At 61.3% G+C, this 18,443-nt stretch carries 12 protein-coding genes; 6 read left to right on the plus strand and 6 right to left on the minus strand.

Annotated elements, in window-relative coordinates; genetic code table 11:
- Positions 1–372: 372 nt before the first annotated feature.
- Positions 373–1,263: a LysR family transcriptional regulator gene (locus JQF37_RS24850; RefSeq protein ID WP_130208988.1), complete on the minus strand. Its 891-nt coding sequence runs from the start codon at positions 1,261–1,263 to the stop codon at positions 373–375.
- Between the two features lie 133 nt (positions 1,264–1,396).
- Between JQF37_RS24850 and JQF37_RS24855 the strand changes: the two genes are divergently transcribed.
- Positions 1,397–2,815 (plus strand): MFS transporter, encoded by a 1,419-nt coding sequence (locus JQF37_RS24855; protein WP_130208990.1) that lies wholly within the window; start codon positions 1,397–1,399, stop codon positions 2,813–2,815.
- A 44-nt stretch (positions 2,816–2,859) separates the two neighbouring features.
- Here JQF37_RS24855 and JQF37_RS24860 read toward each other — a convergent pair whose 3' ends face one another.
- The 5 genes from JQF37_RS24860 to JQF37_RS24880 form a co-directional block, all read right to left on the minus strand.
- Positions 2,860–4,857, minus strand: a complete 1,998-nt coding sequence (locus JQF37_RS24860; RefSeq protein WP_130208992.1) for a U32 family peptidase — start codon at positions 4,855–4,857, stop codon at positions 2,860–2,862.
- Positions 4,858–5,071: 214 nt separating this feature from the next.
- Positions 5,072–5,452, minus strand: a complete 381-nt coding sequence (locus JQF37_RS24865) for a RidA family protein (RefSeq protein WP_090320103.1) — start codon at positions 5,450–5,452, stop codon at positions 5,072–5,074.
- 81 nt (positions 5,453–5,533) lie between these two features.
- On the minus strand, positions 5,534–8,152 hold the full coding sequence (locus tag JQF37_RS24870) for an EAL domain-containing protein (protein ID WP_130208994.1): 2,619 nt from the start codon (positions 8,150–8,152) through the stop codon (positions 5,534–5,536).
- Between the two features lie 190 nt (positions 8,153–8,342).
- Positions 8,343–11,168 (minus strand): amino acid adenylation domain-containing protein, encoded by a 2,826-nt coding sequence (locus JQF37_RS24875; RefSeq protein ID WP_130208996.1) that lies wholly within the window; start codon positions 11,166–11,168, stop codon positions 8,343–8,345.
- A 68-nt stretch (positions 11,169–11,236) separates the two neighbouring features.
- Positions 11,237–12,109 (minus strand): mechanosensitive ion channel family protein, encoded by an 873-nt coding sequence (locus tag JQF37_RS24880; protein ID WP_130208998.1) that lies wholly within the window; start codon positions 12,107–12,109, stop codon positions 11,237–11,239.
- A 765-nt stretch (positions 12,110–12,874) separates the two neighbouring features.
- Between JQF37_RS24880 and JQF37_RS24885 the strand changes: the two genes are divergently transcribed.
- From JQF37_RS24885 to JQF37_RS24905, 5 genes are all read left to right on the plus strand, one after another.
- Complete coding sequence (locus JQF37_RS24885) at positions 12,875–14,002, plus strand: PAS domain-containing protein (protein WP_130209000.1); 1,128 nt, start codon at positions 12,875–12,877, stop codon at positions 14,000–14,002.
- The gene (locus JQF37_RS24890; RefSeq protein WP_130209002.1) at positions 13,999–15,423 is read left to right on the plus strand and encodes a sigma 54-interacting transcriptional regulator; all 1,425 of its coding nucleotides are present in this window, start codon (positions 13,999–14,001) and stop codon (positions 15,421–15,423) included. The genes JQF37_RS24885 and JQF37_RS24890 overlap by 4 nt, the downstream gene beginning before the upstream one ends.
- Before the next feature lie 270 nt (positions 15,424–15,693).
- Positions 15,694–16,296: a dimethylamine monooxygenase subunit DmmA family protein gene (locus JQF37_RS24895; RefSeq protein ID WP_047527973.1), complete on the plus strand. Its 603-nt coding sequence runs from the start codon at positions 15,694–15,696 to the stop codon at positions 16,294–16,296.
- A complete protein-coding gene (locus JQF37_RS24900; RefSeq protein WP_130209004.1) occupies positions 16,293–17,261 on the plus strand; it encodes a PDR/VanB family oxidoreductase in 969 nt (322 codons plus the stop codon). Before JQF37_RS24895 ends, JQF37_RS24900 begins: the two co-directional genes overlap by 4 nt.
- Positions 17,262–17,280: 19 nt before the next feature.
- Positions 17,281–18,321 carry a DUF3445 domain-containing protein gene (locus tag JQF37_RS24905; RefSeq protein ID WP_130209006.1) on the plus strand — a complete coding sequence of 347 codons (1,041 nt, stop codon included), beginning with the start codon at positions 17,281–17,283 and terminating at the stop codon, positions 18,319–18,321.
- Positions 18,322–18,443 lie beyond the last annotated feature (122 nt).

The raw sequence follows: 18,443 nt of genomic DNA on the forward strand, positions 1-18,443 counted from the left end.
TACATCAAGCCAACGACGCGACAGTCTGAAGCCACATTAAAATCAATAATTTTATTGTTTTAAATCAGCAAGTTAATTAATCACATTGAATAAATTATTGAATACATCGACAATACTAGTGAATCGCCACCTTGATAGCGTTGCGCCATTCACTGTATTTGCGAAGACTTCCGTATTAGCGCCTGCAACAAGTGATATTTTGCGTATACCGCACTTCAAGCGAAAAGTTCAAACGGGCTTTATAACAAATCCACCCGTCGATATGACAAAAAATTAATAAATACAAAAACAGTAACAGCAACTTAACACCGCCCCCTCAATACAACGTGCGCTTGATCAACAATTTAAACTTATTGTTTCTCCATTTACTTTCTATTCCGAACAAACCACTCGAAGACATTCACGTAACCAGCGATGCACCGGATCGGCATCCAGTCGAGGGTGCCAGAGCATGGCCACGGTGAAAGAAGGCAATGACAAGGGAAGCTCGAAACTGTGCATGCCTTCGCGCAAGTCGGCCGTGTGGCGCTCCGGCACGCTGACGATCAAATCACTGGTCCGGGCGAGCGAGAGTGCCGTCGAAAAGCCGGCGACGATGGTGGCGATCTCGCGCTCCAATCCGAGCCGTTCCAGCGCATCGTCGATCGGCCCCTTGTCCAGCCCGCGCCGCGACACGCCGATGTGACGGCCCGCAGCGAAACGCGCAGCGCTGATCGGGCCCTGACTCAACGGATGCCCCGAACGCACCACGCCGATGAATCGGTCACGGAACAGACCCTGGGTTCGCAGTTCGGGACCGGCGCCCTTCCCCACCACCCCGGTTTCCAGATCCACCGTGCCGTCACGCAGTGACATGCTGTCCTTGTCCGGTTTGTGCACAAAGCGCAGGCGCACACCGGGCGCTTGTTCGGCGATGCGCGTAATCAGCCTTGCGCCGAAATTTTCAACAAAGCCTTCACTGGTGCGCAGGGTGAACGTGCGAACCAATTGCGTGAGGTCCGGCTGCTCGGCCGGACGCAGCACCGCTTCAACCTCCTGCACCAGTTGACTGACCCGCTCACGCAACGCCAGCGCCCGGGGCGTGGGCACCAGACCGCGTCCCGCCCTGACCAGAAGCGGATCGCCAGTGGTCTCGCGCAATCGCGCCAGCGCCCGGCTCATCGCCGACGGACTCAGGCGCAAGCGCTTGGCGGCGCGGGCCACGCTGCCTTCTGCCAGCAGCACATCAAGGGTGATCAGCAAGTTGAAATCGGCGCTGGACATGCAATGCCTCGTGGCGAGCTTATAGGGCGTTGAACGCATGTATTGAGTGCAAAGGGTGCGTCTTCCGCCATGTTAGGCGTGGGCGTAGATTTCCGATAGCTCCAATCGGGAGTGGCCACGACAGGGGGACCCCATGAATTCCGCAACGACAATGACAGAGGGCGCGCAACGAACAGGATCCGTCAGGTGGGCGCTGGCCAGCCTGTCAATGTCGATGCTGCTGTCCGCCCTCGGCACCAGCATCGCCAACGTGGGTTTGCCGACGCTGGCCCAGGTGTTCGAGGCCTCCTTTCAGCAGGTGCAATGGATCGTCCTCGCGTATCTGCTGGCCATCACCACGCTGATCGTCAGCGTCGGCCGGCTCGGCGATCTGGTCGGACGGCGGCGCCTGCTCCTGGGCGGGATCGGCGTGTTCACCCTGGCTTCGGCCTTATGTGGCCTGGCACCGACCCTCGGCCAGTTGATCGGCGCGAGGGTCCTGCAAGGCCTGGGCGCGGCGATCATGATGGCCCTGACCATGGCCTTCGTCAGCGAGACCGTGCCCAAGGAGAAGACCGGCAGCGCCATGGGTTTGCTCGGGACGATGTCGGCGATTGGCACCGCGATGGGGCCTTCGCTCGGTGGCCTGCTGATCGGCGGATTCGGCTGGCGGGCGATGTTCCTGATGATGCTGCCTCTGGGCCTGGTGACGCTGCTGCTTGCTTATCGCCATTTGCCGGCCGATCGGCGCAAGGCGGACACCGTGGGCAGCGGTTTCGATCCGCTGGGCAGCCTGTTGCTGGGCCTGACATTGGGCGCTTATGCCTTGGCCATGACCCTTGGCCGCGGCGACTTTGGTCCGTTGAACATCGCCCTGCTGCTGGCCGCGTGCGTGGGCGTCGGCCTGTTCATTCGGGTGGAGGCACGCGTCGCTGCGCCGCTGATTCGCCTGGGGATGTTCCGCGATCCGCAGTTGAGCGCCAGCCTGGCCATGAGCCTGCTGGTGACGACGGTGATGATGGCAACGCTGGTGGTCGGGCCCTTCTATCTGGCCCGGGCGCTCGGGCTGGAGGCGGTCGGGGTCGGATGGGTGTTGTCGGTCGGGCCACTGGTGGCGGCACTGGCCGGCGTGCCCGCCGGGCGCATGGCCGATCGCTTCGGCGCGCGACGCATGACCTTCGCCGGGCTCATCGCCCTGGGGCTGGGCTGCTTCACGCTGTCGGCGCTGCCGAGGACGTTCGGCATCGGCGGCTACCTCGCGCCCATGGTCATCATCACCCTGGGTTACGCGGTGTTTCAGACCGCCAACAATACCGTTGTCATGAGCGATGTGGCGCCGGACCGGCGGGGCGTGGTGTCCGCGTTGCTCAACCTGTCGCGCAATCTCGGCCTGATCACCGGGGCCTCGGTGCTGGGCGCGGTGTTTGCACTGGCATCGAATTCGGTCGACATCAATACCGCGCATCCCGAGGCGGTTGCCAGCGGCATGCGCGTGACGTTCAGGGTCGCGTGGGGGCTGATCGGTATCGCTTGCCTGATCGTCCTGGCCAGCCGCCGCGGCGACCCCGCCTGAGTCGGGGGCGAGCAGGACGCCATGGCGTCGTGCTCGCCCGTCACTCAGTGAGGCGCGCGCGGGATGGTCTTGAGCAGGTCTTCAGGGCTGATGTGGCCGACCACTGACTGAACACTGCCCGGTTGCGGCAGATCCAGGATGTGGCCCTTCATCTTGCCGATCACGTGCATTTCGCAAGGTTTGCAGTCGAACTTCAGCGTCAGCACTTCATCACCGTGCACCAGCTGCATCGGCGCAACCTTGGTGCGCACGCCGGTGACGCCCTTGGCCTGTTTCGGGCAGAGGTTGAAGGAAAAACGCAGACAGTGCTTGGTGATCATCACCGGCACTTCGCCCGTCTCTTCGTGGGCCTCGTAGGCCGCGTCGATCAGCTTGACGCCGTGACGGTGATAGAAATCACGGGCCTTCTGGTTGTAGACGTTGGCCAGGAACGACAGGTGCGATTCCGGGTACACCGGCGGTGGAGTGGTCTCGGCTTTGCGAGCGCCCCGCGGGTGTGCGGCGATGCGCGCCACGGTCAGCGCTTCGATCACTTCGCGGCGCAAGGCCTTGAGCTGCGAGTTGGGGATGAACCAGGCCTGTGGGGCGTCCAGCTTGATGTCCGTGGCGTGGTACTCGGTGGTGCCCAGTTGGCCCAGCAGATCGTGCAGTTGCTCCAGGGCCTGTTCCGGTTTGTTGGCCACACCGAACGGTCCGTCCAGGGCAACACTGGCGCTGACGCCCTCTTCACTGGTGGCGGTCAGTTCCAGGCGATCTTCACGCAGGCGCGCGACCCACGAAAGGCCGATCCGGCGCTCGGCGGAGGTCTTTTGCAGCGCCTGGGCCCAGTTGTGATCCAGGTTGCGGCTGAGCGGGTGATTGGGGCGCAACTGGTGCAAGCCTTTGGGCATCTCGTTTGGCTCGACGCGGTAGCGGTAGCGCTTCTCGCCGTCCTCTTCGAACTCGCCCTTGGGCTCGGCGATGTTGGTCCGCCAGCCCACCACTTCACGCTTGACCAGCACGTTGAGGCCGTCGCCGTTGGACAGCGGCTCGTGGGTGACCACCAGCAGATCGCGCTTGCCGACTTTTTCCACCACACCCACCGGCAGGCCGGTGAAGGTCGGCGAATCGAAGGCGCCGATGTCGATCTTGCGTTCGCTGACGAAGTAGTCGGTGCTGCCGCGGTGGAAGGTCTTGTCCGGATCGGGCAGGAAGAAGTGCGCGGTGCGGCCGCTGGAGGCACGGGCCAGGTCCGGGCGGTCTTCGAGCACATCGTCCAGGCGCTGGCGGTAATAGGCGGTGATGTTCTTCACATAGCCCATGTCCTTGTAGCGCCCTTCGATCTTGAACGAGCGCACGCCGGCTTCGACCAGGGCGCGGATGTTGGCGCTCTGGTTGTTGTCCTTCATCGACAGCAGGTGCTTCTCGTAGGCGATCACCCCGCCCTTTTCGTCTTTCAGGGTGTATGGCAGACGGCAGGCCTGGGAGCAGTCGCCCCGGTTGGCGCTGCGGCCGGTCTGCGCGTGGGAAATGTTGCACTGGCCGGAGAAGGCCACGCACAGCGCGCCGTGGATGAAGAACTCGATCGCTGCGTCGGTCTCATCGGCGATGGCGCGGATTTCCTGCAGGTTCAGCTCACGGGCCAGCACCAGTTGCGAGAAACCGGCCTGATCGAGGAACTTCGCCCGCGCCAGGGTGCGGATGTCGGTCTGGGTACTGGCGTGCAGTTCAATCGGCGGGATATCCAGTTCCATCACGCCCAGGTCCTGGACGATCAACGCGTCGACCCCGGCATCGTAGAGTTCGTGGATCAGCTTGCGCGCCGGCTCCAGCTCGTTGTCGTGCAGGATGGTGTTGATGGTGGTGAACACCCGGGCGTGGTAGCGATGGGCAAACTCCACCAATTGGGCGATGTCGCTCACCTCGTTGCAGGCATTGTGGCGGGCGCCGAAGCTTGGCCCCCCCAGGTACACGGCGTCGGCGCCATGCAAAATGGCCTCGCGGGCGATGGCGACGTCGCGGGCGGGGCTGAGCAATTCGAGGTGATGCTTGGGTAGGGACATGTGTTTTTAGTCTGGCCTGTCACGATCAAGGCACGCATTGTAGCGGCGAAACCCTTGACCGGCACCCACAGGCTGCCCGATGGCGCCTGCCTGAACGGATTGGCCTGAGTTCTTTGTGGGAGCGAGCCTGCTCGCGATGGCTGCTTATCAGTCGTCAACGGTGCTGACTGTCACACCGCTATCGCGAGCAGGCTCGCTCCCACATGGGGTGTTTTCAGCCCTTGGCGGCCATCGCGGTGACTTCCACGCGCATGCCTTCGACCGCCAGGGCGGCCACGCCAACGGCGGCGCGTACCGGCCATGGCTTGGCGAAAAAGCGCTGGTAAACCTCGTTGAAGGCGGCGCGGTCGGCCATGTCGGTGAGGTAGATGGTCAGGTGCAGAACCCGGTCCATGGAGCTGCCGGCACGCTCCAGCGCAACCTTCAGCGCCTGCAGGGTGCATTCGCTCTGGAGGGTGATGTCGCCCAGCTCCAGGCTGCCGTCCGCGCGGGTAGGGATCTGGGTGGAGACCAGCAGGCCGCCAAAACCGGCAACGTCGGAGGAGATGGAATCGGCATCGGGGTCAGGAACGAAGGTGATGTCTTGATTGGCCATGGGAAACTCTTGCTCGAGGGGTAAAGGGTCGGTCGAAACCGGGCGGCCAGTTTACAGTGCCATCGTCAGGCCGTCCCTGAATCAGCTCGAAAACCCCGCCCCCACGCAGAGGGGCCCTGCCCCGTTACACGCCGCCGCGCCCGCATTCACCGAATCAATGAATTGCACGAACGCCTGGCCAGTCAGTGGCACCGAGAAAAAATTGCCCTGGCCGACCTCATACCCTTGGGCCTTGAGGATGTCACGCTGGACAGAGGACTCGATGCCTTCGGCCACCACGGTCAGCGACAGACTCTTGCCGATGCCGATGACCGACTCGCTCAGGGCCCGGCAAGACGTGTCGTGCTCCAAGTCGTCGACAAAACTCTTGTCCAGTTTCAGCTCGCTGATCGGCAGATGCCGCAAATACCCCAGACTGGAATAGCCCGTGCCGAAATCATCGATGGCCAGCCGCACCCCCAATGCGTGCAGGTCGCGGATGGTTTTACAGGTGCCAGGACTGTTGGAAAGCACCACGCCCTCGGTCACTTCCACGCACAAGTCGGCGGGTTGCAAACCGTTTCGCTGCAATTGGCCGGCAATCAGTTCAGCCAGATCGAGGTTATGAAAGTTGATCGGCGACAGGTTGATCGAAAGCGACGCAATCGCCAATCCCTGCCGACGCCAGCCGGCCAGTTGTTCGCATGCCGCTTGCAGCACCCACTGACTCAGGTCATTGATCAGCCCGCACTCCTCGGCCAGCGGTATGAATTGCCTTGGCGAGATGTCGCCCAGGGCCGGATGCGCCCAGCGTGCCAACGCCTCGACGCCCACCAGCCTGCCGCTGTTGAGGTCGATCTGCGGCTGGTAGAACAACTCGAGGTTGCCGGTGGCCATGGCGTTGCGCAGCGCCGTTTCCAGCACCAATCGGTCTTGAGCGATCCGGTTCATCTTTTCGACAAAAAAGCTGAAGCTGCCGCGTTCGATGCGCTTGGCCTGATACATCGCAATGTCGGCTCGGTGCAGCAGGCTCTCCATGTCCCGCCCATCGCCGGGGAACAGGCTGATGCCAATGCTGGCCGAAACGACCACCGACATGCCCGCGATCGTCATCGGACGACTCAGGAGCATCATCATCCGCTCCAGAAAAGTCGCGACCTGCGTCGCGTTCATGCGTGGCAGCACCAGGACGAATTCGTCGCCGGACAAACGCCCGACCAGGTCGGACTCTCGCAACAGGCTGCGCAGCCGGTGCGCCATGACGCGCAATAACTCGTCACCCGAGGCATGGCCCAACGCATCGTTAATTTGCTTGAAACGATCCAGGTCGACGAACAGCACGGCCAGCTCCGCCTGCTCTCGCGCCATTTCGCCCAGGGTGCGTTGCGCCTGGGCGAGCAGGTAACTGCGATTGGGCAGGCCGGTCAATCCATCGTAAAAGGCCATTTTTCGAATGGATTGGCGGGCTTGCTCGCGTTCGAGGGCCAACATGCACAGATGCGTGCCCGCTTTGACCAAGTGGCCATGCAAGGGGTCCGGTCCACGGCTTTCCCGGAAATACAGGGCAAAGGTCGCGGCGATGCGCCCGGAACCGTTGCGTACCGGCATCGACCAACAGGCCTGCAAACCCGACTGTTGTGCCAGTTGCTTGTAGTCCGCCCACAGCGGGTCGTTGTTGATGTCGGTCACCAGCACCGGTTCGCCCCGGTAGGCGGCGGTACCGCAGGACCCCGTCGTGGGGCCGATGGCCAGGCCCTCGATGGCCCTGGAGTACTCGACCGGCAAGCCGGGGCTGGCCAGGGGATGCAGAATTCCTTGCGGATCGACACTCAGGATCGACACGATGACTTCGGGGGCGATGCGTTCAATTTCATGGCACAACAGCGTCAGCACGCTCTCCAGCGACTCCTCCTTGAGCAATGCGCCAATGACTTTGTTCTGCAGCACCTCATGCAACTTCGACTGGGTAATGTCCGTCAGCACGATCACGACGTGTTCGAGCTGGTCTTGAGCGTCGAAGACGGGTGTCGAGGACACATGCACCCACAGGCGCTGGCCACTGCGTTTGCTGATCAGGGCGCTGAACTCGTGAGGCTGGCCGCAGAGAATGGCTTCCAGCTCCGGCTCCGCTTGCGTCTCGGCCCGAGCGTCGGGCACGAAAAACAGCAAGGGTGATTGCCCGATCACCTCCTCACGGGAATACCCCAGCAAGCGGATCAGTCCGTCATTCACGTAGATAAGCTGTTGATGGGCGTCGACGATGCACGTCGCCGAATGCGTGGCGTTGATCGACATCGATAGCAACCGGTGCTCGAGGTCTTGCACGCGCAGGTGCGTGACATCCTTGAGGAATACCGCATGCAGGGTCTGATCGTGCATGACGATTGTCGAGACGGACATCACGCCCCAGCGTTCCTGACCATCCTGGCGCACGATCCGCGTATCCAGACTGCTGCCTGCCAGGTGATGGACGCCGCCGTCCGCGTGCTCGCTGGCAGAACCGTCAGGGTTGGGGTCAAGCCCCCGGGGAATCAGGGCACTGAAGTTACCGCCCAGCGCCTCAATGCGCGAACAGCCCCAAAAGCGTTCGGCAGCGGCATTGAAAAACACCACGAGGCCCTGCGCATCCACGACCACCACGGCGTCGATAGCCTGCTCCAGTGTTTGCACCAAGACGCCTGGAGCCGCTTCGTCTCTTGCCAGTTCGACCCTTGTGTTCATCGCTGCCACATTTATCCGTGCAACCACCGCTTTTCATCCAGAAAAGCCAGTGGAACGCCGAAAGACCCTTCCCTGCCAGAAGGGACCCATCATCCAGGCAACAGTTGATTCCGGTTAACGAAGCGCAACAGCATCAAGAACATGGAAATCAGGATAGCCGTGAAGTGGCGACCTGACGAAAACATTGGCGTCAGGCCACCCGTTCAATCTTTTGCGCACGGCGCTTCTTCTCGGCGCCGTTGAAGCGCATCAACACGATTCGCACGAACTTGTTCCAGGCATAACCGACCACGATCCCGCCGACGATGGCGATCACCACGGCCAGTACAGGGCTGTCATTGAGGCGACGGGCCACGGACTGGAACTGGAAGTGCGTCAGATAGATGTACAGCGTTGACGCCGCGATGGCGGCGAGCCCCCGCGCGATGAGTCCTGGCACGGGCACCGAGCGGATCCAGATCACCGCGAGCACCGCCGGCACCGCCACATCGATGTATTCGCTCATGCCAACCGCAGGCAATCCATGCCCGTAGAACTCCAGTAAATCTCGCCCGCCCACCACAATGACCGCCACCGCGCTGGCCATCCATTTGCGCCGGGTGGAGTCGGCATAGTGAATGGCCATGCCGAGCACCATGATCGCCAGGTAGTGCTGCGGCACCCGGTTATTGAGCGCGGAAGCGTCAAACACATAGGCACTGATCAACAGGTCAGCCACCGCCAGCAGGCAGGACGCCATGAGCAAATAACGGAACGGATTGGAAAGGATGATTTGCCTGACGCGCTCGAACGACAACACGATCCCGATGATCAGGATCATCTGCAACAGCACCTCGATGTACCAATAGGTGAAGTTGCCGATTTCCTTGGGTGGAAACCAGTTGGAAATCATCAGGACTGACGGCCAGTGAACCCTGTCGAAAAGCACCTGGGTCAACACCGTATACAGGACGGTGGGCACCGCGATACTGGCCATGGACTTGAGGAGCGTGCTAGCGTTACCGCGCTCATTGATGGCTTGAACCTGGAACCTCGCCAGGCTGAGACCGGACACGGCGAACAACACGGCCGTTTCGCCGAAAAACGCCCAATCCTTAAACAGTTGAAAATGCCCGACCACGATCATCACGATGGACATGACCCGCAGCAACACGGGTACTTCCATCGCCCGAACGGCCAGCCTCGACGGTTTGGCCGTATTGGCCAGCTCACCCAGATCACGGACCGGCAGCATTTCCCATCGCTCGGGCAGATGCCCGATCAACCGCTCGAGGACCATTGATGCCTGGACGAACGACAGCGAATCGCCGCCCAGCTCCACGAACGACAGGTTGGCGTCGATATGCGGGACTTCGAGGATTGCAGACCAGGCGTCCACCAGCTTGAGCCCGATCGGCGACAGATTCTGGTTCGAGCCCGGGGACGCCGCTTCCGTCGAGGCGCCCGCTGCAGTCAGCGCCCGCTTATCGATCTTGCCATTGGGCGTCAGTGGAATGGCGTCCAGAAACACGAACAACGCCGGCACCATATAGTCGGGAAGTGCCTTGCTGACATGCTCGCGCAATTGAACCGACGAAACAGGCTGGGTTGAAACGCAATAGGCCACCAGCCTCACGCTGGAACGATCATTCGCCGCCAGCACAACGCACTGCTTGATGCGAGGATGGCGTGAAATGGCGCCTTCGATTTCAGTCAGTTCGATTCGGTGCCCGCGAATCTTGACCTGACTGTCACCGCGCCCCAGAAACATGACGCTGCCATCCGGAAGGTACGTGCCGAGGTCGCCGGTCTTGTAGCAAATGTCATCCGGGACACGGGTGAAGGGATTGACCACAAAACTATCCCGCGTCTTCGCCGCGTCGCCCCAGTAACCCAATGACAGATAGGGGCTGCGAATCAGGATTTCCCCCACTGCTCCAATGCCGGCCAACTGACCGGCGTCATTCACGACCAGCAGTTGTGCCCCGTCTATGCCTTTGCCCAGCGGTATCCGCGAATTGTCGGCGGCGGGATCGAGCGGGTGAAACGCCATGGCCTGTGGCGTTTCCGTCGTACCGTAGAAGTTCACGCTCTTTGCATCGGGCGCAATGACGCGCATCTGTTTGTACAAGGTATCGCTCAGGGCGTCGCCACCCCAAAACAGATAGCGCAGATCGTTGAATCGGGTTCCATTGATCTTTGCGCCCGCTTCAATGAGCTTGCCCAGGGGCGGCGTCAGGTGAATCACCGAAATGGCATGCTCGTGCAGCCATGTGGCCAGGGCCGATGGATCGATAACCAGCGATTGCGCCGGAATGACCACTTTCGCGCCGATGGACAGTGGCGTGAAGACGTCCCTGTAGACGGGGTCATGGCCCAGTCCGGACAACAGGGAAAAGCAATCGTTTTCCGATAGCGAATGATGCCGGGTATGCCACTCGATGAAATGAACCAGCGGCGCATGGTGGGTGACAATCCCCTTCGGTTCACCGGTACTGCCCGATGTGAAGGTGATGTAGGCCGGATGAGCCGGATCGACGTCCGGCAAATCCACGGGAGCGATGGCAAACGCTTGCAGGGATTCGTCAGGCGATTCGGGAATCTGCACCACCTGCGGATGAGCAGTGCCCTGCCCTGGTTGCAAAGGCCCTGGATCGAAGGTCGCCCCGCCGCAAAGCAACACAAACGAGGGCTGCAGGATGCGAATGATCTGGTCGATGCGCGCAGCGGGATAGGCCATGTCGGCGACGCTGAACGTCAACCCGGCCCGCGAGGCGCCGAGCATGGCGTAGACCAGGCCCGCGCAGCGATTGGAAACGATGACCACCCGGTCTGACTCGCGGGCGCCCTTTTCGATCAGAAAGCCGGCAATGCCCCGGCTTATGCGCTCAAGTTGACGATAACTGCACGATGCATCGTGGGAGACGACAGCGGTTGCATCGGGTGTGCGGTTCGCGTACTGCAAGAAGTCCATGAATATCGGACGTTCGACACAATATTCCAGGGTCAGCGTTGGGTTGGGGCGAACATCCTGCATTTATTGATCCTGCTCCGCATGAAGTCGATTGCGACCCGGTACCCATGACCGCAATCGAACTGACGCCGTCATTCCTTGGCCAGCGCTCCGGGCAAGGTAGCGCCCTGCTGGAAAATCACCGTTTGCGCCGGCATCGGTGCCGGGAAGCCCGCCTCGCCGAGTGCATCCTTGATGGTGCGATTGGTGTCGAAATACACCTGCCAATAGTATTCATTGTGGCAATAAGGACGCACCGCCAACACTGGCCCTACCAGATTGAACTCCAGGATCTCCACATCCACCGCCGGCTCGGAGAGCACGTTGGGGATGGTCGCGATTTTCTCCTTGAGCAAGGCCGCCGCTGCCTTCCAGTCGGCGGCGCCGGACAGCTGTGCCTTGAGTTCAACACGGCGGAACGGATTGTGGGTGAAATTCTGGATGTTGTCGCTGAAGATCTTGTTGTTGCCCACCAGGGTCAGCACGTTGTCCGGGGTATTGATCGCCGTGGCGAACAGGCCGATCTCGGTGACCGTGCCAGTTACCCCGCCGGCGCAAATGAAATCGCCCACCTTGAACGGGCGCAGGACAATGATGAAGGCACCGGCCGCCAGGTTGGCCAGCAACCCCGACCAGGCCATGCCGATTGCCAGGCCGACCGCGGCGAGCAACGCGGCGAAGGTGGTGGTCTGCATGCCGAGGTAACCGAGAATGCCGATCACCAGGATGATGTTCAGCGTCACCGTGATCGCCGAGCCCACATAGCGCAACACGGTCGGGTCGACCTTCTGCTTGCCCAGGGCCTTTTGCACCATATGGACGGCAAAGCCGATCAGCCAGCGCCCGACGATCCAGAACGCGATAGCGGTGAGAATCTTGACCGCGAAAGCGGCCCCGTAGGCCTGAACGATAGCGATGAGGGCGTTGAACTTGGCAGTGGTTACATCAACGATAGTCTCGTCCATGGGGGGAGCTCGCAAATGAGGGTTGACCTCAAGACGCTAGCACAGCCGGCGAGCCCTGCCAGTCGGATTGCGTTACCTATGCCTGGGGGTACATCGCTCTGTAGGAGCCGGCCTGCCAGCGATGGTCGTTAACGATGATGCGTGTGGCCAGGTTAAACGCGGCGTATTTGAGTCCATCGCGAGCAAGCTCGCTCCTACAGGGGCGTGAACGGCATTAAAAAGCCCGCTCAAGGCGGGCTTCGAAGGTTAAGTAGGTGGCCAGCGCTGGTCTCTGGCTTACAAGGTTTATCAGGCCTCCCACAGAACAGTCATGTAACCATGATGCAACTAAACACTGTCCTGCTTCACACGGCATAAGGGCTGGATCTCAGCGCGGAGATCTTTCTAACCGTGTACCCTTCGGAGCGCGCCCCACGCCTCCTCGCTATCCGCTTGCGCATCAGTCTGCGTTTTCACCTACAACTTCAGATTAGCAAAGCACTCAGGGAATGGGTTGGCGTTTTTAGACCGATTTCATCCTGGGAAACACGCGGCTGGATGGAAAAATGCTATCGCCCTCACCGCTCCAGCGATCAGCCGCGACAGGGTCATTCATCGGATAGCGTGTCCGGCCCGGCAAAGTGCTGTAAATATGCATGAACTGCTGCATTATCACAGCACTCAGCCAGACAGGCCTTCGTGAACGTCAATGTTTATAAGCGTTTCGATTGGCATGCAATGTGCCGTATCCAAATACTCAAACGCCAATATCGAGCCGATCCATCAATGGATATCCTGAATTTGCTGGCCAAGAAAGCCCAGCCCCTCGCAAGTTCCGTCAGCGCCGACGGGCAACTGCTCAACCTGTCCGCCAGCCTGAGCAATCAATTGGGCTATGCGCTGGAGGAACTGCTGGCGCAACCGATCGAACGCATTTTCAGCGTCGAGTCGGTGCGTGCCTTGCAGTCGCTGTTCGCCAACCCGCCTGCCGACGAACTCATCCCGAGCCTGGAGCTCACCTTGATTCGCCACAATGGCGGCCTGCTGCACGTGATCGCCAGTGGCCTGCTGGAATGGCGGACCATGCAACCGGCGCGCCTGCACCTGGTGAAAATCCCCCTCGGATCACTGGGCCACCGGCTGCGGGAAATGCACAACGCCAACGAAGTGATGAGTCAGATGCTGCAGAGCGCAAAGGTGGCGTACTGGTGCATCGAATTCGCCGAAGCGGTGAACATCAACAATACCCCGGACGAAATTGTCCGCCAGGTCTTTGAAAACGACTCCCACTGGCGCCTGTGCAACCGCGCCATGGCCGATGTCTACGAGATGCCGTCGGATGTCGATTTCAATCAGCAGCCCGTCCGCCTGTACTGGCCTCGCAGCCCGGCCAACGAAGCATTCGTGCGGCGCTTGATCGAGGCCGGGTTCAGCGTCGACTGCGCCCTCTCGGTGGACCGTCGCCACGACGGCTCGCCGGCCTACGTCGAAAACGATGTGCGGGCAACCATCATCAACGGGCAACTGCTGCGGATGTGGGGCAGCATTCGCGACGTCAGCCAGGAATTGCGCATGCAGCACGACGCCGAGCAGCGCATCGAAGCGTTGCGCCGGGTGTTCGATGCGGTGCCCGACGCCGTGCTGGTGATCGATGAACACCTGCAGCCGCAATGGCGCAATGCGGCGTTCGAAGACACGTTCGGCATCACCCATGGCGCCGGGATCGCACAGTTGCTGCTGGACATGGCCTTGCCCGAACGGACCTGGCACAGCCTGCCGCTACCTGATTTGCATGGGCGCGACCGCAATTTCAATGTGCATTGCTCGCGCATCCTGGTCCGTGAGGGCGTGGCGTGGCGGGTGGCGGTGTTTCGCGAATGCCAGGGGCGTCGCGTCCAGGATTTGCATCCATGAACGACTCGAACCTGCCGCCCTTGTTGCAGATGGGCATGCGTTCTTCGGTCAATGCCAGCAGTGAAGTGCTGGGTGCCTTGCTGGAAACCCCGGCACTGCACGCCTTGCTCGACAGCTTCAGCGAAGCACTGATCGTCACTGACGGCGAAGGTCGGGTGCGCTTTCTCAACCTCGCCGCCGAGCGGGTCAACCGCTTGTCGAAACAGCAAGCCATCGGGTTGTCCGAGCGCGATTTCTTCCAGCGCTCGGCCCTGAATTACGACGACTTGCTGGCCGCGCTCAATCGCGGAGGCAACAGCGCCCTGACCCGTTCCCGGGAAGGTCGGGTACTGCTCAGCAGCACCCATGCCATCCCCACCGGGGCCTATGAAAAACCGTTCAGGATGCTGACCCAGAAAGACTTCGACGGCAGCCAGCCGCAACGGCGGGCATCACTCGGCAATCGACCGGCGGAACCGCAAGGCCTGCGCGATCCACAGGACAACGCCCTGCACCTCTCGCCTCAACTGTCGAGCATCGCCGACACCGGCGTGCGCGCGTTCCGCCGGCGCGCGCGACTGTTGCTCCTGGGCGAGCCCGGCGTCGGCAAGACGGCCATTGCCCGACATATTCACCGTGCGGCCGGCTGGGGTGATCGACCGTTCATTCATGTCAACTGCGGGAGCATTCCCGAGAGCCTGTTCGAGTCGGAGATGTTCGGCTACGAGCGCGGCGCTTTTACCGGTGCGCTGCAGGGCGGCAAGCAAGGCTACATCGAGGCGGCCTCCGGCGGGACGCTGTTCCTCGACGAGATCGGCGAGATCCCCTTGCATGTACAGGCCAAGTTGCTGAAGTTTCTCGAAGACAGCACCATTCAATCGGTCGGCTCGCCCCTGAGCAAGACCGTGCAAGTGCAAGTGATCGCGGCCACCAACAAGGATCTGCGCCACCTGGTGAGCACCGGTGAATTTCGTGCCGATCTTTACTATCGCCTGGCCGTGCTGCCGGTTGAAATCCCGCCACTGCGCCAGCATCGCGCTGACCTGCCGTTTCTCATCGACATCCTGCTCAGCCGCATCAACGGTGATCGCGAGCCTTCCCTGAGCCTGTCGGCCGGTTGCCGCAATCGCCTGATGAGCTATGACTTCCCGGGCAATATTCGCGAACTGGTCAACATCTTCGAACGCCTGGCGGTTCTCGCCGACGACGAGGCGCAAGAGCATCATTTGCCCGCGGAGCTGCTGCAAGCGCAACGACTGAAACCCGCCGTTGTTCAGGGCGCCACCGATCAGAGCGCCGAGCAGAACCTCAAGCTTCAGGTCCAGCAGTTCGAACGCCAGGTCATCCTCGAGGCGGTGGAACTGTGCGGCAGCAAACGCAAGGCGGCGCAGCATCTGGGCATCGATATCGGTACGTTGATTCGCAAATTGCAGCGTGACTGATGCCTTGATTCCCGCCATACACAACCCTGTGGGTGCACGCTCACGCCTGCAGGGGGTGATGTGGCTTCCCGCCTGAATGCTGCAAAAATGCCTACACCCATCGTTATTTTTACCCCCAAGCCGCCCTCAACAAACAATAAAACCCTTTAATTTCAATAACTTGAATAACTGGCACGCCCTGTGCTCCTGCTATCGCAACCCACCGTCGTTGGGCGTTGCATCACAGCCGGCTTTCATCAGCCGAGCCGATAGTCAGGAGAAAAAACAAGAATGCTGATCACCGGGATCAAAAGCCGACCGGTCTATGACCAGTTGCAACCGCTGCCGGGCGGTACGCGGCACATCATTGCGGGGCAAGGCAGTGGCGGGCGCGCCATGTTGCGCCTGCTCGACGAAATGGCCGGCCTGGACCGGCCCATCACCTTGCTGTATTCCCGCGAATCCTTTTCCGGGCAGGACTTTGTCGCCCAATTGCAGGAGCATCCAGGCCATCAATTGAAGCTGTACGCCAGCAACCAGGCGTTGATCGATGACCTGAACGACCTGCTCTTCGATGCGCGAATGGGCACCCGTCTGTACCTCGCCGGGTCCGAAAGCTTCCTGGGCAGCGCCATGCAAGTGGCCACCCGCTACGACCTCAATCGCGATGAAGTGCTGCGCGAACATTCCGGCACGCTGGTGCGCCGAGTCTGGTGCGTGCACTGCGACACCTATACCGAAAACGTCACCCAACGTGTCTACGACTGCCCCGGTTGCGGCCTGACGCTGGTGGTGCGCGATCACTATTCCCGGCGGCTGGCAGCGTTTCAGGCGGTCAAGGCCGATGCCGAAGTACCGGGCGAACTGCCGCCCGCCGAGGAGCTCGACACATGAGCCAGAACACTGGGACTTTGAATCTGCGCGTGGCCCGAATCGAATCGGTGACCCCGCAAATCAAGCGCTTCACCCTGGTCTCACCGACCGGCGAGCACTTGCCGGCGTTCTCCGGTGGCAGCCATGTGGTGGTGCTGATCGCCAACGACCGCAACACCTTGCGCAACCCTTACTCGCTGCTGAGCTCGCCCTACGACACCAGCAGCTACCAGATTGCCGTGCGCCGCGTGGAAAGCGGTCGTGGCGGCTCGGTGGCCCTGCACGACAGCGTCAATGAAGGCGATCTGATCGAAGTCACGCCGCCGGTCAATCTGTTTCCGCTGATCAAACAGGCACGCCTGCATCTGTTCATCGCTGGCGGCGTCGGCATTACCCCGGTGATTTCCCAACTGGAGGAGTTGCGCCTGAGCAAGGTGCCGTTCGAGCTGCACTACGCGGTGCGCGGCGAAGAACATGCGCAACTTGGTAAAGAGCTGCAGGCGACCTACGGCGACAAGGTTCACCTGTATCGCAAGGGCATCGAAGCGCGCATGGACATCGTCCGGGTCCTGGCCAATCGCCCGCTCGGCAGTCACGTGTACGCCTGCGGCCCGGACAGCATGATCGATGCCACCCTGGCCTGCGCCCGCGAACTGGGCTGGACCGACAGCCACGTGCACTTCGAACGTTTCCTGGAGCAAAGCAGCGGCGGCGAAGCCTTCAGTTTCACCCTCGGCCGCAGTGGCGCGACCATCGAGGTCTCGCCCGACCAGACCATGCTCGAAGCCGTGGAAGCCGCCGGTTACAGCATGCCTTACCTGTGCCGTGGCGGCGCCTGTGGCCACTGCGAAACCGAGGTGCTGGAGCTCGACGGCGAGCTGCTGCACACCGATGACTGGCTGTCCGACGAGGACAAAACCAGCGGCAAGAAAATCATGCCCTGCGTGTCCCGCGCCAAATGCAATCGCCTGGTCATCGACCTCTGATCGACGGAGAAAAAAAACAATGAACATCCCATTCAATCCCGACGAAACCTACCGCGACGACTACACCTTCGCCAACAGCCCGGAATGCATCGCCCGCGCGCCCTTCCCGTTTCCCGATGACAATTACATGTACTCGATGAACCTCGAGCCCCATGTCTCGGTGGGAGACGGTGCCTTGCGCGCCGCGTTCGATATCGACGAGCATTACATCAGCGAATGCCGCGACCGGGCGATCACCCTGGAGAAAGACCCGGGCATGCACTATGTCTCGGCGCCGCACATGATGGAGGCGCAATGGGATTTGCTCGAACTGATCATGGAATCCTACGCCCGGGACTACCCGCAGTACTTCAGCCTGGAGCGTGAAGGCCGCCAGTGGCACTGGACCAACCGCTTGCTGGACATTGACGACCGCTTCACCTTCGGTGACCCGACCACCCTGCCCTACGAGCCGATGGAGTACGTGACCCGTCAGGCCCAGGGCGACTGGGTGTTGCAAGAGGAACGCGACGGCACACTGTACTGGGGGGCGGGCATCGCCACCCAGCGCGCCGACTATTCGCTGCGATTCAACCTCGGCATGAGCTGGGAAGAATTCCACGGCCCGGTGCCGCTGGTGAAAGAAATCGGCATGCTCGACCGTGCGCTGAAGTTCCTGCTGCGCCTGCGCACCGGGCATCCGGTGCGGCGTCTGAACTGGTCGCTGACGGTCAACCCGCGCCTCGAAGTCTCGGCCGAAAGCCTGCCGGAATGGGCGCCGGACCGGACCATCGTGACCGCGGAAAATGCCGGCAAACTGGTTTACCTGCGCATTGAGCTGCAACCCTTGCATCGCCTGCCGCGCAGCAACGCCATCCTGTTCCCGATCCGCACCTACCTGCTCAGCCTCGAAGACATCGCCACCAACCCGGCCTGGGCCCGGCGCATGCACCGGGTGCTGCGCGACCTGGATCAGCAACTGGTCGACTACAAGGGCTTCAGCCGTTATCGCGATGCGGCGGTGGAGTGGTTGTCGCGATACGACGACGGGCGCGACAGCGAAGTGACAAAGCAGGCCTAAAAAAAAATAACGCCTTTATCCCTGTAGGAGCGAGCCCGCTCGCGATGATCTCAATTGCACCGCGTTTACCCAGACCGGTCGCGTCATCGTTGGCCTCCATCGCGAGCACGCTCGCTCCTGCA

The organism is Pseudomonas sp. MIL9 (assembly GCF_016887925.1).
GTDB lineage: Bacteria > Pseudomonadota > Gammaproteobacteria > Pseudomonadales > Pseudomonadaceae > Aquipseudomonas > Aquipseudomonas mohnii.